Origin of the sequence: Pseudomonas lalucatii (assembly GCF_018398425.1) — a bacterium.
Lineage (GTDB): Bacteria > Pseudomonadota > Gammaproteobacteria > Pseudomonadales > Pseudomonadaceae > Aquipseudomonas > Aquipseudomonas lalucatii.
Window position 1 is genome coordinate 44,881 of record NZ_JADPMV010000001.1, and the last position, 16,507, is coordinate 61,387.

At 67.0% G+C, this 16,507-nt stretch carries 14 protein-coding genes; 2 read left to right on the forward strand and 12 right to left on the reverse strand.

The window, feature by feature from the left end; genetic code table 11:
• Window positions 1-54: 54 nt before the first annotated feature.
• The 6 genes from I0D00_RS00180 to I0D00_RS00205 form a co-directional block, all read right to left on the reverse strand.
• Window positions 55-1,266 carry a nitrate/nitrite transporter gene (locus tag I0D00_RS00180; RefSeq protein WP_213637753.1) on the reverse strand — a complete coding sequence of 404 codons (1,212 nt, stop codon included), beginning with the start codon at window positions 1,264-1,266 and terminating at the stop codon, window positions 55-57.
• A gap of 583 nt (window positions 1,267-1,849) precedes the next feature.
• Entirely contained in the window at window positions 1,850-2,314 is a 465-nt protein-coding gene (locus tag I0D00_RS00185; protein WP_213637754.1) for a thioesterase family protein, read from the reverse strand.
• Between the two features lie 149 nt (window positions 2,315-2,463).
• Window positions 2,464-3,258, reverse strand: coding sequence for an ABC transporter ATP-binding protein (locus tag I0D00_RS00190; RefSeq protein ID WP_213637755.1), 795 nt, complete (start codon window positions 3,256-3,258; stop codon window positions 2,464-2,466).
• A 24-nt stretch (window positions 3,259-3,282) separates the two neighbouring features.
• Window positions 3,283-4,272 (reverse strand): ABC transporter permease, encoded by a 990-nt coding sequence (locus tag I0D00_RS00195; RefSeq protein WP_213637756.1) that lies wholly within the window; start codon window positions 4,270-4,272, stop codon window positions 3,283-3,285.
• A 58-nt stretch (window positions 4,273-4,330) separates the two neighbouring features.
• The gene (locus tag I0D00_RS00200; RefSeq protein WP_213637757.1) at window positions 4,331-5,719 is read right to left on the reverse strand and encodes a CmpA/NrtA family ABC transporter substrate-binding protein; all 1,389 of its coding nucleotides are present in this window, start codon (window positions 5,717-5,719) and stop codon (window positions 4,331-4,333) included.
• Between the two features lie 438 nt (window positions 5,720-6,157).
• A complete protein-coding gene (locus I0D00_RS00205) occupies window positions 6,158-6,475 on the reverse strand; it encodes a transcriptional regulator (RefSeq protein WP_213637758.1) in 318 nt (105 codons plus the stop codon).
• Window positions 6,476-6,677: 202 nt separating this feature from the next.
• On the opposite strand from I0D00_RS00205, the gene I0D00_RS00210 reads away from it, so the two are divergent.
• Window positions 6,678-7,070, forward strand: coding sequence for a hypothetical protein (locus I0D00_RS00210; RefSeq protein ID WP_213637759.1), 393 nt, complete (start codon window positions 6,678-6,680; stop codon window positions 7,068-7,070).
• A 49-nt stretch (window positions 7,071-7,119) separates the two neighbouring features.
• On the opposite strand, the gene alaC is transcribed toward I0D00_RS00210, so the two are convergent.
• From alaC to acnB, 5 genes are all read right to left on the reverse strand, one after another.
• Window positions 7,120-8,358: an alanine transaminase gene (alaC, locus tag I0D00_RS00215; protein WP_213637760.1), complete on the reverse strand. Its 1,239-nt coding sequence runs from the start codon at window positions 8,356-8,358 to the stop codon at window positions 7,120-7,122.
• Window positions 8,359-8,491: 133 nt separating this feature from the next.
• Complete coding sequence (locus I0D00_RS00220; RefSeq protein ID WP_213637761.1) at window positions 8,492-9,847, reverse strand: pyridoxal phosphate-dependent decarboxylase family protein; 1,356 nt, start codon at window positions 9,845-9,847, stop codon at window positions 8,492-8,494.
• A 196-nt stretch (window positions 9,848-10,043) separates the two neighbouring features.
• Window positions 10,044-10,622: an ANTAR domain-containing response regulator gene (locus tag I0D00_RS00225; protein ID WP_213637762.1), complete on the reverse strand. Its 579-nt coding sequence runs from the start codon at window positions 10,620-10,622 to the stop codon at window positions 10,044-10,046.
• A 20-nt stretch (window positions 10,623-10,642) separates the two neighbouring features.
• Window positions 10,643-11,866, reverse strand: coding sequence for a CmpA/NrtA family ABC transporter substrate-binding protein (locus I0D00_RS00230; RefSeq protein WP_213637763.1), 1,224 nt, complete (start codon window positions 11,864-11,866; stop codon window positions 10,643-10,645).
• A gap of 200 nt (window positions 11,867-12,066) precedes the next feature.
• Window positions 12,067-14,667 (reverse strand): bifunctional aconitate hydratase 2/2-methylisocitrate dehydratase, encoded by a 2,601-nt coding sequence (gene acnB, locus I0D00_RS00235; RefSeq protein WP_213637764.1) that lies wholly within the window; start codon window positions 14,665-14,667, stop codon window positions 12,067-12,069.
• 405 nt (window positions 14,668-15,072) lie between these two features.
• Between acnB and I0D00_RS00240 the strand changes: the two genes are divergently transcribed.
• Entirely contained in the window at window positions 15,073-15,546 is a 474-nt protein-coding gene (locus I0D00_RS00240; RefSeq protein ID WP_213640186.1) for a DUF1289 domain-containing protein, read from the forward strand.
• A gap of 51 nt (window positions 15,547-15,597) precedes the next feature.
• Here the strand turns inward: I0D00_RS00240 and I0D00_RS00245 are convergent, their stop codons facing one another.
• Entirely contained in the window at window positions 15,598-16,461 is an 864-nt protein-coding gene (locus tag I0D00_RS00245; protein WP_213637765.1) for a universal stress protein, read from the reverse strand.
• Window positions 16,462-16,507: the final 46 nt, after the last annotated feature.

A 16,507-nucleotide genomic window follows, 5' to 3' on the forward strand; every position in this document is an offset into this window, starting at 1 on the left:
TACCGATCCACCAAGGGTGGATGAAAAAGGCATCATCCACCCTAGGTTGCTTGCTTACACCCGCGCCGCGGTGACGGCCGCCGAGCCCCAGGTGGTGCGCCAGCGCTGCTTGACACCGTGCAGGCCGATCCAGGCCAGCACGCCCAGGCTGGCGAACAGCCAGAGGCCCAGCTGGTAGTCGCCGCTGTGCTGCTTGATGGCGCCCAGGCCGGCGGCCAGGAGAAAGCCGCCGACGCCGCCGGCCATGCCGATCAGCCCGGTCATCACGCCGATTTCCTTGCGAAAGCGCTGCGGCACCAGCTGGAACACCGCGCCGTTGCCGGCCCCGAGGCCGAGCATGGCGGCGACGAACAGGGCCAGCGCGGCGGTCGAGCTGGGCAGGTTGAAGCCCACCGCGGCGATGCACAGCGAGGAGCAGGTGTACATCACCAGCAGCGAGCGGATGCCGCCGATGCGGTCGGCCAGGGCGCCGCCCAGGGGGCGCAGCAGGCTGCCGGCGCAGACGCAGGCGGCGGTGTAGTAGCCGGCGGTCACCGGGTCCAGGCCGTACTGGTCGTTGAAGTAGCCGGGCAGGGCACTGGCCAGGCCGATGAAGCCGCCGAAGGTGACGCTGTAGAAGAACATGAACCACCAGCTGTCGCGGTCGCCGAGGGCCTTGAGGTAGTCGGCCAGGGCCTTGGGCTTGGGCCGCTCCGGCGCGTTCTTGGCCACCAGGGCGAACACCAGCAGGGTGATCAGCAGCGGAATCAGCGCCCAGCCGAACACGTTCTGCCAGCCGAACAGGGCGGCCAGGCCCGGGGCGAAGACCGCCGCCAGCACCGTGCCGGAGTTGCCGGCGCCGGCGATGCCCATGGCCTTGCCCTGGTGCTGCGGCGGGTACCACTGCGAGGCCAGGGGCAGGGCGACGGCGAAGGCCGCGCCGGCGAAGCCGAGGAACAGGCCGAGCAGCAGGGCGTGCTCATAGGTCTGGATGCCGATCTGCCAGGCGGCGAACAGCGAGCAGATCACCAGCACCTGGCCGATCAGGCCGGCGCTCTTGGGCGACAGGCGGTCGGCCAGCAGGCCCATGAAGATGCGCAGCACGGCGCCGGCGAGGATCGGCGTGGCGACCATCAGGCCGCGCTGCTGGGCGGTCAGCTCGAGATCGGTGGCGATCTGCACGGCCAGCGGGCCGAGCAGATACCAGACCATGAAACTCAGGTCGAAATAAAGGAAGGCGGCGAACAGCGTGGGGGCGTGACCGGCTTTCCAGAAACTCGTATTCATCGAACACCTCATCGGCAAAATTGGGTCCCGGCCGGGGCGCGGCAGACCGTGGTCGTGGACACGGCGGCCGCAGCCCGCCGGGGAGGCACGGCACTTGTGGTGCCGCACCCTGCGGCCGAAGCCACAGCTGGGTTGAGAGAGTTGCCCGCAAGGCCCATGGATCGCAGGGGCATCACCAGCCCCTGGCGCTGGGGCTAAAACGAAAAACGCCGCCCGACCCGGGCGCCGGCTGGCGCAGGGTGGGGCGACGTCTTTGTCGTTCGTGAGGCAGCCGCCATTGGTTGCCTGCCAGGAGATACCAGCAAGAGCCGGGCCAACCTGTGAAATGGCGCGGAATCAGGCGCGCAGAGGCGCTACTGCCGGCAAACGGCGAGTCAAAGTGGGGCGCGCGCCATGAACGTGCGCCGTGACGGGGCGCGACGCTGCAGCGCGTGAGCGAAGGCGGGGCAGACGGCCCGGGCTGGTGCGCTCAGTCGGCCGGCGCGGCGGGGAAGCGGATGACCGGCTCGGATGAGCGTCTGCTCGGGCGGCAGGTCGAGGCGCTTGACCAGGCAGCAGATGGTCAGCAGGCCCGGGGGAGCCCTCAGCCGGTGGTCGGCGAGGCGCCGTCCAGCCAGTTGGCTTGGGGGAACTTGGCGCTGAAGCTCGCCGGCATCGACACCACCCGGCCGCGCCTGTAGTCGAAGAACACGAAGCCGGACTTGGCCAGCGCCACCAGGGTGGCGTCGTGTGGGCGGCTGATGCGGAAGGTGATGTCGCCGCCGTAGCGGTTGAAGTCCATCACCCCGACCTCGAACAGCAACTGGTCGCGGGCATGGGCCTCGGCGCGGTAGGCGGTGGCCAGGTCGGTGACGATGATGCCGGTGCCGTCCGCGCGGGCTTCCTCCACGCCGAACTCGAACAGAAAGCGCGCCCGCGCCTCGGAAATCATCGAGATCATCGAGTCGTTGCCCAGGTGGTTGGCCCCGTTGATATCGGTGACCCGCACCGTGAGCTGGGTGCTGTAGCAGAACTGGTCTTCGGGGAACTCGAGTTGCAGACGGGCCATGGTCGGGTCTCTATGGGACGCAGCTGCGCTGGGTGGGGCCGCGATTGTACGCGAAGGCCGGCCTGTGGCGCGGCATTCGCCGCCTCGATGAATGCCGCGCCCGCGCCTGCCGGCGGTTGCAACCACCGGCAGGCGCGCCCGGGTGGCGCTCAGGCCGCCGGGCGCTGCTGCTTCTGGTAGAGGAACTCCAGCACCGCCGCGCGGTAGTCGTGGTAGCGCGCATCGTGGGCCAGGGCCATGCGCTCGCGCGGGCGCGCCAGCTTGACCTCGAGGATGTCGCCGATGGTCGCCGCCGGACCGTTGCTCATCATCACGATGCGGTCGGACAACAGCACCGCCTCGTCGACGTCGTGGGTGATCATGATCACCGTGTTGCCGAGCTCGGCGTGGATCTCCATCAGCGAATCCTGCAGGTGGGCGCGGGTCAGGGCGTCGAGGGCGCCGAAGGGTTCGTCCATCAGCAGCACCTTGGGCCGCATGGCCAGGGCGCGGCCGATGCCGATGCGCTGCTTCATGCCGCCGGAGATCTCGCTGGGCCGCTTGTCGCGGGCGTGGCTCATGTGCACCAGCTCGAGGTTGTGCTCGATCCATTCGCGCATCTCGCCCCGGCTTTTCTGGCCCTGGAACACCTGGCGCACCGCCAGTTCGATGTTCTGGTAGCAGCTCAGCCAGGGCAGCAGGCTGTGGTTCTGGAACACCACGGCGCGCTCCGGGCCGGGCGAATTGACCTCGCGGCCGTCGAGGATCACCCCGCCGGTGCTGGCCTGGTAGAGGCCGGCGACGATGTTCAGCACGGTCGACTTGCCGCAGCCGGAGTGGCCGATCAGCGAGACGAACTCGCCCTTGGCGATCTTCAGGTTGACGTTCTGCAAGGCGCAGTACAGGCCCTTGTCGGTGGGGAAGCTGATGCCGACGCCGGTCAGTTCGAGGTGTGCGTTGTTCATGGCGGACTCCTTAGTTGACTGTCGTTAGCGCAGGTCGGCGTGCTTGTCCCAGCTGGCACGGCGCTGCAGCATGAGCATGAGGCGGTCGAGGACGAAGCCGATCAGGCCGATGACGATCACCGCCACCATGATCCGGCCGAGCGAGTTGGAGCTGCCGTTCTGGAACTCGTCCCAGATGAATTTGCCCAGGCCCGGGTTCTGCGCCAGCATCTCGGCGGCGATCAGCACCATCCAGCCGGTGGCCAGCGACAGGCGCAGGCCGGTGAAGATCATCGGCACGGCGGCGGGCAGCACGATGCGCCGCACATGGGACAGTGGCGACAGGCTGAGCACGCGGCTGACGTTCTGCAGGTCCTGGTCCAGGTTGGCCACGCCCACCGTGGTGTTGATCACCGTCGGCCACAGGCAGCACAGCGCCACGGTGATCGCCGAGGTGACGAAGGACTTGGCCATCATCGGGTCGCTGCTGGTGTAGACCGCGCTGACCACCATGGTCACCAGGGGCAGCCAGGCCAATGGCGATACTGGCTTGAACACCTGGATCAGCGGGTTGACCGCGTTGTAGATCGGCTTGCTCAGGCCGCAGACGATACCCAGCGGAATGGCCAGCATGGAGGCGATGGCGAAGCCGGTCAGCACCGTGTAGAGGCTGGTGAAGATCTGCTTGAAGAAGGTCGGCTTGCCGGTATAGGGGCGAATCTTCACCTCGGCGTCGGGATTCTTCGCCAGCTTGGCGGCGTTGCGCGCTTCCTGGCGGGCGTAGAAGGCGTCGGCCTTGTCCTGCTCGCGCTGGTGCTCGCTGACCAGGGCGCCGAACTGGCTGGCGACCTGGGTCGGGCCGGGGAACTTGCCCAGGCTGGTGTCGATGCTGCCGGCGGCGATCTGCCAGAACAGCAGGAAGGCCAGCACGCCGATCAGCGGCATCAGCACGCTCGGCAGCCAGCGTTTGAAGGCGGCGCTGCGCGCCGACTTCAGGGTTTCCCGTATGGGTTGGGCGACGGCGGGGTTGCTCATCGTCTGATCCTCGAAGCAGGGGGGAGCCGGAGGGGCGGCTCCCTGGGCTATGGCTGGCTTACAGCGCGGAGTCGGCCTTCAGGCCAATGCTGAACTGGTTGATATAGGCGTTCGGCTGGCGCCCGTCGTAGGTCAGGCCGTCGATGAACTCGTTGGTCGGGGCGCGGAAGCCCTGCTCGTCGGCCGCCGGGAAGTCCGCGGCGCGGGCCCTGCCTTCGGCGACCAGTTCGGCGGCGGCGGTCTGGTAGATCTCCGGCAGGTAGACCTGCTTGGCCACGTCCAGGTACCAGCTGTCCGGCTTGGCCTCGCCGATCTGCCCCCAGCGGCGCATCTGGGTCAGGTACCAGATGGCATCGGAGTAGTAGGGGTAGGTCGCGTGGTGGCGGAAGAACACGTTGAAATCCGGCACTTCGCGGATATCGCCCTTCTCGTACTCGAAGGTGCCGGTCATGGAGTTGGCGATCACCTTGGCGTCGGCGCCCACATACTCGGGACGGGCGAGGATTTGCACGGCCTCGGCGCGGTTGGCGTTGCCGTTCTCGTCCAGCCACATGGCGGCGCGGATCAAGGCCTTGACCAGGCGCTTGTGGGTCTCGGGGTTGGCCGCGGCCCAGGCTTTGGACACGCCGAAGACCTTCTCCGGGTTGTTCTTCCAGATCTCGTAGTCGGTGATCACCGGCACGCCGATGCCCTTGAACACCGCCTGCTGGTTCCACGGCTCGCCGACGCTGTAGCCATCGATGGTGCCGGCCTCCATGGTCGAGGGCATCTGCGGCGGCGGGGTGACCGAGAGCAGCGCGTCGGCATTCAGGGTGCCGGCGATGTCGCCCTTGGCCGGGGCGTAGTAGCCGGGGTGGATGCCGCCGGCGGCCAGCCAGTAGCGCAGTTCGTAGTTGTGGGTCGAAACCGGGAACACCATGCCCAGGTTGAAGGGCTTGCCCTGGGCCTTGTACTGCTCGATCACCGGTTTCAGGGCATCGGCCTTGATCGGGTGCAGCGGTTTGCCGTTTTCCATCGGCACGTGCTTCTTCATCTCTTCCCAGACGGCATTGGACAGGGTGATGCCGTTGCCGTTGAGGTCCATGGAGAAGGCGGTGACCACCTCGGCCTTGGTGCCGAAGCCGATGGTCGCCCCCAGCGGCTGGCCGGCGAGCATATGGGCGCCGTCCAGCTCGCCGGTGATCACCCGGTCCAGCAGTACCTTCCAGTTGGCCTGGGCTTCCAGGGTGACGTACAGACCTTCGTCTTCGAAATAGCCCTTCTCGTAGGCGATGGCCAGGGGGGCCATGTCGGTCAGCTTGATGAAACCGAGCCTGAGTTCGTCCTTTTCCGGATCGGCCGCCTGGGCGACCTGCAGGCCCAGCGGCGAGAGGAGCAGGGCGGCGGCGCAGCCGAGTCCGGTCAGGGTCTTTTTCAGCAGGGAACGGCGAGCGATAGAGTGCGGCATGATGATTCCTCAGGTCTCAGAAACGAAGAAAGACGTCGCGGACAACACCGCCCAGGCGGGCAGGCTGTCTTCGACGTCTTTGTCTATTCGTCCCGATCACCGCCGTTGGCGATCCGATGACGTGGGCTGAGGGGAGTAGTGCAAGGGGCTTGCCAGCTTCCCCGGCAACGGCCGATCGCTGTTGCGCCCGGCACGGCCCAGGGACGCTGGATGGTCCAGGCGTCTGGGGGTAAAAGCTTTTAAAAGCATGGAGTTATGGCGAGTGTCCGAGAGTTTTCATGGTCCGGATCATCGCCCAGCGCCCGGCCTGCCAGCGCTCGCCCAGGTCGCGCCAGGGCCGTTCGTTGAGCCATCGGCGTGCGTACCGGGCAGCACCTGGACCTCCGCGCCTCGCCCTGGTGCGCCCCCGGCCACGCCGCCGCGCGGCCGGCGCAAGGGTCAGCGCGCGGCGGGCCGGGCGTGGCTTTCCTCGACGAACTCCCTGAGCCAGCGCAACACCTGCACGGCATCCCAGCGCCCCGGGTCGAACATGGCATAGGCCTGGCCCTGATAGCCGACCACATCCAGCTGCTTGTGGTAGCCGGCGCGCTGCAGCAGGGCCTCGATCTCGGCGAAGCAGGTGTTGAAGTGCACGCGGTTGAAGGGGGTCTTGCCCTCGGTGACTATGCCTTCGAGCTGCAGCTCCTCGACCGTCGTGCGGACCCTGTCCAGCGGCATCCGGTTAACCCGGTGTTTCAGTTGCAGTACGTCCAGCATCGCTTTGCTCCTGATTGATGCTCCGAAGTGGCCGGCCCGGGGCGTGGCGAAGGGCGACCGGTGACGAGGGACAGTCTAGTGGAAAAATACTGTACAAATAAACAGTATTCGACAATAGTGAGACCGTCGCCTTCCGAACTCACTCGTTCGCCCGGTCCCCAGATGCTGGAGGCAGTGGCGCACTGCAGAGGAGCAATGAGCAATGCAACAGAGCTTGATGACGATTGTGCTGTTGGCCCTGCTGAGCGGCTGCGCCCAGCCGCAGGTCGAGCAACCCAGGGCCAATGGTTCCTACCTGGTGATCGAGAACGGCCAGGCCTGGGCGGTGCTGGTGGCCGACGGCAAGCGGCGGGAGGAGCGCGGGACGGTGATCGATGCGATCCGTCTGCCCGGCGCCCATGCGCCGGTGGCCGCCAGTTATGTGATAGACACCCCCAACTGTGGCCGGGTGCAGTGGCTGACCGAGCGGCAGGATGCCGTGGAGGGGGTCACCAGCCTGATGTCGCTGCACTACAACCAGCGCCTGGGTGAGTCCGCTTGCGTGATAGGGGACGGGCTGAGCCGGGTCTGGACGGTGCTGGACTATTCGGGCTGAGGGGGCCGTTGCGCGGCGGCATGGCTACCGCGCGCAACGGTTCAAGGCATCAGGCTTCCGGTGCCTTGCGCGGCTTGCCGGCGGCGGCCGGCAGCAGGCCGTCGGCACGGAACATCGCCTTGATTCCGCGCAATGCCTGGCGGATGCGGTCCTGGTTCTCGATCAGGGCGAAACGCACGTGATCGTCGCCGTAGTCGCCGAAACCCAGGCCCGGCGACACGCAGACCTTGGCCTCGAGCAGCAGCTTCTTGGCGAACTCCAGCGAGCCCAGCGCGGCGTACTGTTCGGGGATCTTCGCCCAGACATACATCGAGGCCTTGGGGTTCTCCACCATCCAGCCGATCTCGTGCAGGCCCCTGACCAGCAGGTTGCGGCGCTGGCGGTATTGCTCGGCGATGTCGCGCACGCACTGCTGGTCGCCTTCCAGGGCGGCGATGGCCGCCACCTGCAGCGGGGTGAAGGTGCCGTAGTCGTGGTAGCTCTTGATCCGCGCCAGGGCGTTGACCAATTCCGGATTGCCGACCATGAAGCCGATGCGCCAGCCGGCCATGTTGTAGCTCTTGGACAGGGTGAAGAACTCCACGGCGATGTCCTTGGCGCCCGGCACCTGCATGATCGACGGCGCCTGCCAGCCGTCGTAGACGATATCGGCGTAGGCCAGGTCATGCACCACCAGCACGTCGTATTGCTTGGCCAGGGCCACCACGCGCTCGAAGAAGTCCAGCTCGACGCACTGGGCGGTGGGGTTGGAGGGGAAGCCCAGGATCATCATCTTCGGCTTCGGGATCGACTCGCGGATGGCCCGCTCCAGCTCGGCGAAGAAGTCCACGCCGGGCACCAGCGGCACCGAGCGCACCTGGGCGCCGGCGATCACCGCGCCGTAGATATGAATCGGGTAGCTGGGGTTGGGCACCAGCACGGTGTCGCCATGGTCCAGGGTGGCCAGCATCAGGTGGGCCAGGCCTTCCTTGGAGCCGATGGTGACGATGGCCTCGCTTTCCGGGTCGATCTCCACCGCGTAGCGGTCTTGATACCAGCGCGAGATGGCGCGGCGCAGGCGCGGGATGCCGCGGGAGGTGGAATAGCCGTGGGTGTCCTCGCGCTGGGCGACGGTGCAGAGCTTCTCGACGATGTGCGGCGGGGTGGCGCCGTCCGGGTTGCCCATGCTGAAGTCGATGATGTCCTCGCCGCGGCGGCGGGCCGCCATCTTCAGCTCGGCGGTGATGTTGAACACGTAGGGGGGGAGTCGATCGATGCGCGCAAAGCGGCGCGAAGCTTGATCAGCCATGCTGTCCTCGAGAAACGTAAGCGCCCGGAACCGTCCGAGCGACGTTGGCCAGTGCGCTGGCCAGGCGCCGAAGATAAGCGCAGCGCCCGGGGTTTGTCGAGTGGCTCGTCGGCTCCCGGCGCTGCGCTCGGCCCTACGCGCGCTTCAGGTGCAGCAGCAGGTCGCTCAGGGCGCGGACATCGGCATCAGCGGTGCGCCAGGACGACAGGCTGAGGCGAAAGGCCGGGCGCCCCTGCCAGAGGGTCGGGCCGAACCAGACCTCGCCGGAGGCCTGGGCCGCCTCGCGGATGGCCTGGGTCTGCTGGTCGGAGTCGGCGCGCACCAGTACCTGGTTCAGCACGACGCGGTTGAGCACCTGGTAGCCTCCAGCCCGCAGGGCCTCGGCCAGTTCGCCGGCCTGGCGGATATGCCGGTCGATCATCTCGCGCAGGCCGTCGCGCCCGAGGCTCGCGAGGGCGGCCCAGATCGCCACGCCGCGGGCGCGGCGGGAAAACTCCAGGGTGAGGTTCTTCTGCGCGTCCCTGGAGGCCGTGGCATATGCCGCGTCGCTGTTCATCGCGTTGGCCAGGGCGTCGGCGTCGCGGCAGATGGCCATGGCGCCGTCGTAGGGGGTGTTCAGCCACTTGTGGCCGTCGGTGGTCCAGCTGTCGGCCAGCTCGACCCCCTCGGCCAGGTGGGCGGAGGACGAGGCGCGGGCCCAGAGGCCGAAGGCGCCGTCGACGTGCATCCAGGCGCCGGCCGCCTTGGCCTTGGGGATCAGCTCGGCGAAGGGGTCGAACTCGCCGGTGTTCACCTCGCCGGCTTGCAGGCAGAGGATGGTCAGGTCATCCAGTGGCGGCAGTTGCTGCGGATCGACGCGCCCATGGACGTCGGTCGGCGCGACGATCAGCCGGTTCATGCCGAAGCCGAGGATGCGCAGGGCCTTCTTCACGGTGATGTGGCAGCTGGCGGAGACCACCACGCGCACTTCCGGGGCGCCGACCAGGCCGTCGCCGTCGAAGTCCCAGCCCTTGCGGGCCAGGAGCTTGCGCCGGGCGGCGGACAGGCAGGCCAGGGTGCAGGCGGTGGCGCTGGTGCCGAAGCCGACTGCGCTCTCGGGCGGCAGGCCGAGCACTTCGCAGACCCAGCGCCCGGCGATGCGCTCCAGAGTATCGGCCGCCGGCGAGTTATCGAACGAGGAGGCGCACTGGTCCCAGGCCAGCACCAGGCGCTCCGCGGCGGCGGCGGCGGGCAGGGTGGCGCCGATGACGAAACCGAAGTAACGCGGGCCGTTGGAGGCGACGGTGGCCGGTGAGGCGATGTCGTCCAGGCGACGCAGTACCTCGCTTGCCGGGATACCCTGGGCGGGGATGTCGTGCTCCAGGGATTGCAGGGCGGCGATCGCGCTGGCCGGCGGGAAGGCGGGGCGGCCGGGGATGCCGTCGAAGTAGTGCAGGGCGCGGCGGTCGGCCTCGGCCAGTAGCTGGCGCTCTTCGTTGTCGTGGTTCATCTGGGAACTCGCTGTCGCTGGGCTGGGAGGTATTCCAGCTTAGCCAGGGCGCTGCCCCGACAGCAGTCACACCCGAGCCTGGAAATGTCCGTACAGTGAGGCGTCAGGGGGCCGTGTCGGGGAGCACAGTTGGCCGTTCGGCGGTACAGCTGGCCGCCGGGCGGTGATCGGGTGGCCGGCGACCGCCCGGAGGCCTTCAGTCGCCGAGCATGTCGTGCATGGCGATGATCTGCTCGGCGACCTGGATCAGCTTCTGCTGGCGGCTCATGGCCTGGCGGCGCATCAGGGTGTAGGCCTCTTCCTCGTTGCAGCTCTTCATCTTCATCAGCAGGCCCTTGGCCAGCTCGATGCGCTTGCGCTCGGCCAGCTGGGCGTCGCGGGCCTGCAACTGGGCGCGCAGGGCCTGGTCGCTCTCGAAGCGGGCCATGGCCACGTCGAGTATCGGTTGCAGGCGCTCGGCCTGGATGCCTTCGACTATGTAGGCGCTGACCCCGGACTGGATCGCCTGGCGCATGACCTTGGGGTCGTGCTCGTCGGTGAACATGACGATGGGCCGGGGCTGGTCGCGGCTGACCAGGACCACCTGCTCCATGACGTCGCGGCCGGGGGATTCGCTGTCGATCAGGATGACGTCGGGACGGACCGCCTCGACCCGCTCCGGCAGGTCGATGGTCAGCCCCGACTCGTCGATCACCTCGAAGCCGGCCGCGGTCAGGGCGGACTTGAGCCGGCCGACCTTCTTCGGCGTGTCGTTGATCAGGAGGATGCGCAGCATGATGGCAGGGGTTCCCTAGGTTAGAGGGCCGCAGTCGCGGCCGAAGCGGCATCGGCCAGGGCGTGCAGGGCGAAGCTGCGGGCATAGGCGGCCGGATCGCTGCCGTCCCAGACCTTGCCATCGAGCAGCACGGAGCTGCGCATGGCGCTTGCCGGCAGGGCGACGCCCACTGCCGTGGCAGCTTCATGATACAGCCCGAGCTGCTGCACCTGACTCGCCACCGCGAGGTAGTCCGGGTCCTCGCGCAGCAGGCCCCAGCGGCGGAACTGGGTCATGAACCAGAGGCCGTCGGACAGATAGGGCATGTTCACCTTGCCCTCGTCGAAGAAGCGCAACGCCTGATCGTCCAGCCAGGCGTGGCCGTTGCCGTCTTCATAGTGGCCGAGCAGCCGCGGCTGGATGGCACTCAGGGGGGCATCGACGTAGTCCCCGGCACTGAGCAGCTGTGCGCTACTGCGCCTGTTCTCCTCGTTGGCATCGATGAAGCGGCTGGCCTCCAGCACCGCCATCACCAGGGCGCGGGCCGTATTGGGGTAGTCGCGGACGAACGCCTGGGTGCAGCCGAGGACCTTCTCCGGGTGGCCCGGCCAGATCGACTGGCTGGTGGCCAGGGTGAAGCCCATACGTTCTTCGATCGCCTGGGCGCCCCAGGGCTCACCGGCACAGAAGCCGTCGATGCGTCCGGCCCGCAGGTGGGCGACCATCTGCGCGGGCGGCACGACCAGCGTCTGCACGTCTTCCAGCGGGTGGATGCCCTGGCTGGCCAGCCAGTAGTAGAGCCACAGGGCGTGGGTGCCGGTGGGGAAGGTCTGCGCCAGGGTGAGTTTTGCACTATTTTGGCGCGCGCGTGCGCGCAGTGCCTCGGCATCGGTCACGCCGGCTTGCTGCAGGCCGTGGGAGAGGTTGATGCTCTGGCCGTTCTGCGACAGGCCCATGAGCACCGCCATGTCCTGCGCCGGGCTGCCGCCGATGCCCAGGTGCACCGCATAGAGCAGGCCGTAGAGGCCCTGGGCGGCATCCAGCTCGCCACTGAGCAGTTTGTCGCGCAGGCCGGCCCAGGAGGCCTGGCGCTTGAGGTTGAGGCTCAGGCCGTAGGGCTGGGCGAAGCCCTGGGTCGCGGCGACGATCAGCGAGGCCGAGTCGGTCAGGGCCATGAAGCCCAGATTCAGTGCGTTCTTCTCCGGCGCATCGCTGCCGTTGACCCAGGCCAGGGCGTCGCCGCGGGGAACATCGTGCTCGCTCATCGGACATTTTCCTTTCTCAACACTCGAGGTCGCCGCACCGGCTCGCGGGTTGAGCGGAACGACGCCACTGTCTGCGGGCCGCCTGCAACGCTGGCGCGGCCCCGTTGAGTCTCTACAAAGCAAGCGATATGCCACGACGGCGGAATGTCGCGCATAAAAAAGCCCCGCACGGGGCGGGGCTTCTTCGACGCGGGTAACGCTTAGGCTTGCACGACCGGAATCTGGGCGTTGGCAGCGGCTTCGCGGAACTCGGCGATCTGGTCGAAGGACAGGTAGCGGTAGACGTCGGCCGCCATGCTGTCGATGTCCTTGGCGTAGACCATGTACTCCTCGACCGTCGGCAGCTTGCCGGTGATCGCGGCGACCGCTGCCAGTTCGGCAGAGGCCAGGTACACGTTGGCGCCATCGCCCAGGCGGTTGGGGAAGTTGCGGGTCGAGGTCGAGACCACGGTGGAGTTGGCGGCGACCCGTGCCTGGTTACCCATGCACAGCGAGCAGCCCGGCATCTCCATGCGTGCACCGGCCTTGCCGTAGATGCCGTAGTAGCCTTCCTCGGTCAGCTGGTGGGCATCCATCTTGGTCGGCGGCGACAACCACAGACGGGTCGGAATGCCGCCCTTGACCTTGTCCAGCAGCTTGCCGGCGGCGCGGAAGTGACCGATGTTGGTCATGCACGAACCGATGAACACCTCGTCGATCTTGTCGCCGGCGACGGTGGACAGCAGGCGGGCGTCGTCCGGATCGTTCGGCGCGCAGAGCACCGGCTCCTTCAGCTCGTTGAGGTCGATCTCGATGACTTCGGCGTATTCGGCGTCGGCATCGGCGCTCATCAGCTCCGGGTTGGCCAGCCAGGCTTCCATGGCCTGGGCGCGGCGCTCCATGGTGCGGGCATCGCCGTAGCCTTCGCTGATCATCCAGCGCAGCAGGGTGATGTTCGACTTCAGGTACTCGGCGATGGCCTGTTCCGGCAGCTTGATGGTGCAACCGGCGGCCGAGCGCTCGGCGGAGGCGTCGGACAGCTCAAACGCCTGCTCGACGGTCAGTTCGTCGAGGCCTTCGATCTCCAGGATGCGGCCGGAGAAGGCGTTCTTCTTGCCCTTCTTCTCGACGGTCAGCAGGCCCTTCTGGATGGCGTAGTAGGGGATGGCATGGACCAGGTCACGCAGGGTGATCCCGGGCTGCATCTTGCCCTTGAAACGCACCAGGATGGACTCCGGCATGTCCAGCGGCATGACCCCGGTGGCGGCGGCGAAGGCCACCAGGCCGGAGCCGGCCGGGAAGCTGATGCCCATCGGGAAGCGGGTGTGCGAGTCGCCGCCGGTGCCGACGGTGTCCGGCAGCAGCATGCGGTTCAGCCAGCTGTGGATGATGCCGTCGCCCGGACGCAGGGACACGCCGCCACGGGTGCGGATGAAATCCGGCAGGGTGTGGTGGGTGGTGACGTCGATCGGCTTCGGGTAGGCCGCGGTGTGGCAGAAGGACTGCATCACCAGGTCGGCGGAGAAGCCCAGGCAGGCCAGGTCCTTCAGCTCGTCGCGGGTCATGGGACCGGTGGTGTCCTGGGAGCCGACGGTGGTCATCTTCGGCTCGCAGTAGGTGCCCGGGCGCACGCCGGTCACGCCGCAGGCCTTGCCGACCATCTTCTGCGCCAGGGTGAAGCCCTTGCCGCTGTCGGCCGGGGCTACCGGCTTCTTGAACAGCTCGGAGGAGCCCAGGCCCAGTTCGGCGCGGGCCTTCTCGGTCAGGCCGCGGCCGACGATCAGCGGGATACGGCCGCCGGCGCGGACTTCGTCGAGCAGCACCTCGGTCTTCAGTTCGAAGCTGGTGATGACTTCTTCGCTGCCGTGCTTGCACACCTTGCCGGCATAGGGGTAGACGTCGATCACGTCGCCCATGTTGAGGTTCGATACGTCGAACTCGATCGGCAGGGCGCCGGCGTCTTCCATGGTGTTGTAGAAGATCGGGGCGATCTTGGAGCCGAAGCAGAAGCCGCCGGCGCGCTTGTTCGGCACATAGGGGATGTCGTCGCCGAAGAACCACAGCACCGAGTTGGTGGCGGACTTGCGCGAGGAGCCGGTGCCGACCACGTCGCCGACGTAGGCGACCGGGAAGCCCTTGGCCTTGACCGCTTCGATCTGCTTGAGCGGGCCGATGGCGCCTTGCTGCTCGGGCTCGATGCCGTCGCGGGCCATCTTCAGCATGGCCAGGGCGTGCAGCGGGATGTCCGGGCGCGACCAGGCGTCGGGGGCCGGGGACAGGTCATCGGTATTGGTTTCGCCGGGGACCTTGAACACGGTCAGGCTGTACTTCTCGGCGATCGCCGGGCGCTTGGTGAACCACTCGCCATCGGCCCAGGACTGCAGCACAGCCTTGGCGTGGGTGTTGCCGGCCTTGGCCTTCTCGGCGACGTCGTGGAAGGCATCGAACATCAGCAGGGTGTGCTTGAGCTGCTCGGCAGCCACGGCGGCCAGTTCGGCATCATCCAGCAGCTCGACCAGGGTGGCGATGTTGTAGCCGCCCTGCATGGTGCCGAGCAGTTCGACGGCGCGCTGCTTGTTGATCAGCGGGGAGCTGGCTTCGCCCTTGGCCACGGCAGAGAGGAACCCGGCCTTGACGTAGGCGGCTTCGTCCACGCCTGGCGGCACGCGGTTGGTGATCAGGTCTACGAGGAATTCTTCTTCGCCAGCCGGCGGGTTCTTCAGCAGCTCGACCAGGCCTGCGGTTTGTTCGGCGTTCAGCGGCTGGGGCACGATACCCTGAGCGGCACGCTCTGCTACGTGTTTGCGATAGGCTTCAAGCACAGTTATTACCCTCATCAGTGGTCCCAAAGGGTTGTCCGGGACGCGATCCAGAAATCACTGAACCAGGCGCTTCGTGGCTTTATGGGCTACTCAGCCGAGGTTTCAGGGGTTTCTTCCAGAAGCTGCTTTCAAAGTTTTACGCCGGCAGGACGGGCGAGATGAGGGCTGGCGCTGACCCTTGAAGGAACATTCAAGAGCCGGCGCCAACATCGTACCTGCAGGATCGACTGTGCTCGTGACGCTTTGAAAACAGCTTCCAACGGACATTGGCGCCTATAAAAGGCGGGCCGATAGTACCGGAAAGCGCGGGCGAAGTTAAGCCGCCGCCTGGCCGGATTGGGGATGAACTGGTTTAGACAAAGGGCTAAGATGCCAGGCCGTTTCGCCCTCGACGCCTTCTTCACCATGTCCAATCAACGCATCAAGACGCCCTGCGTAGGCCTGTGCTCAACCGTATACGGCGATCTGGTATGCCGCGGCTGCAAGCGCTTCCACCACGAGGTGACCCATTGGAATGGCTACGACGACGAGGAGAAGCGTGCCGTCTGGCTGCGCCTGGAGCAGCTGCTGGTGCAGGTGATGGCGGCCAAGCTGGAAGTCTTCGACGCGGTGCGTCTGCGCCGCCAGCTGGAGCAGCGCCAGATCCGCTTCGTGCCGCAGCAGTCGCCCTATTGCTGGGCGTATCAGCTGATCGCCCGTGGGGCCCGGGTGATCAGCCAACTGGAAGCCTACGGTCTGGCGCTGCTGCCGGAGTTCCGCGACTGGTCCTTGCCGGAGTTGCGTGACGCCATCGATCGCGAGTTCTTCCTGCTGTCCGAGGCACACTACGAGCGCTACATCGCCCCGCGTTTTCTCCGAGACGGCATGACGCGGCTGTAGGCCGCCTCATGTCGTGCGGGCTTGCCCCAGGTCTCCGCGGCGCGCTCTGCCTCAGCGCTGGGCGACCAACTCTTCCAGGTGGGCGATGATGTCGGCCGGCTTGAGCACCAGGATGTCGCTCTCCAGCGAGTCCAGAATGACTTCGGCGGTGTTGCCGATCAGCACGCCGGACAGCCCGGTGCGGGCGACGGTGCCGATCACCGTGACCGCGGCGTTGAGGGTGCGCGCCATCTGCGGGATCAGGGCATCGGCCGGGCCCTCGGCGATATGCAGGCATTCGTCGGCGATCTCGTATTCGGCCTGGAAGGCCTTGCACTCCTCGCGGTAGCGCGCCTCGATGGTTTCCTTGAGCTGAAAGGTGGGGTCGGCGGCGGACAGCATCGGCGCCGGGTGGGCGCTGATCACGTGCAGCTGGGCCTTGGCCAGTGCGGCGATGTCGTAGCCGTGGCTGATGATGCTGGCATGCAGGGTGCGGTGCTCGGCGTCGGCATTGCCGACATCCACGGCCGCCAGGATGGTGCCGCCGATCCAGGATCTGTCGGTTTTTACCATCAGCACCGGGCTGGGGCAGTAGCGCAGCAGCTTCCAGTCGTCCGGGGTGAGCAGGGCTTTCTTCAGCGGGTTGTCGGGGAAGTGCTGCTTGACCACCAGGCCGCAGCCCTCGGCCTGCTGCACGGCGATCACGGTCTGGTACAGGTTCTCGTGCCAGGCCTGTTGGCCGGATACGCTGTAGCCTTCCTGCTGCAGGCTGTTGCTCAGGTCATGGAGGAGGGCCGAATGATCGTGCTTCTTGTCGCAGATCAGCAGGTGCAACTGTGACTGGGTCACTCCGGCGATCAGCTTGGCTCGTTTCAGGGCCAGGCCCTCCGGCTGTTCCGGCGTAATGACCACCAGAATGCTGCGAATCGCTTGCATGATCGTCTCCCTGCGCAATGGATGAGGCACTCGAATCACTATAGAT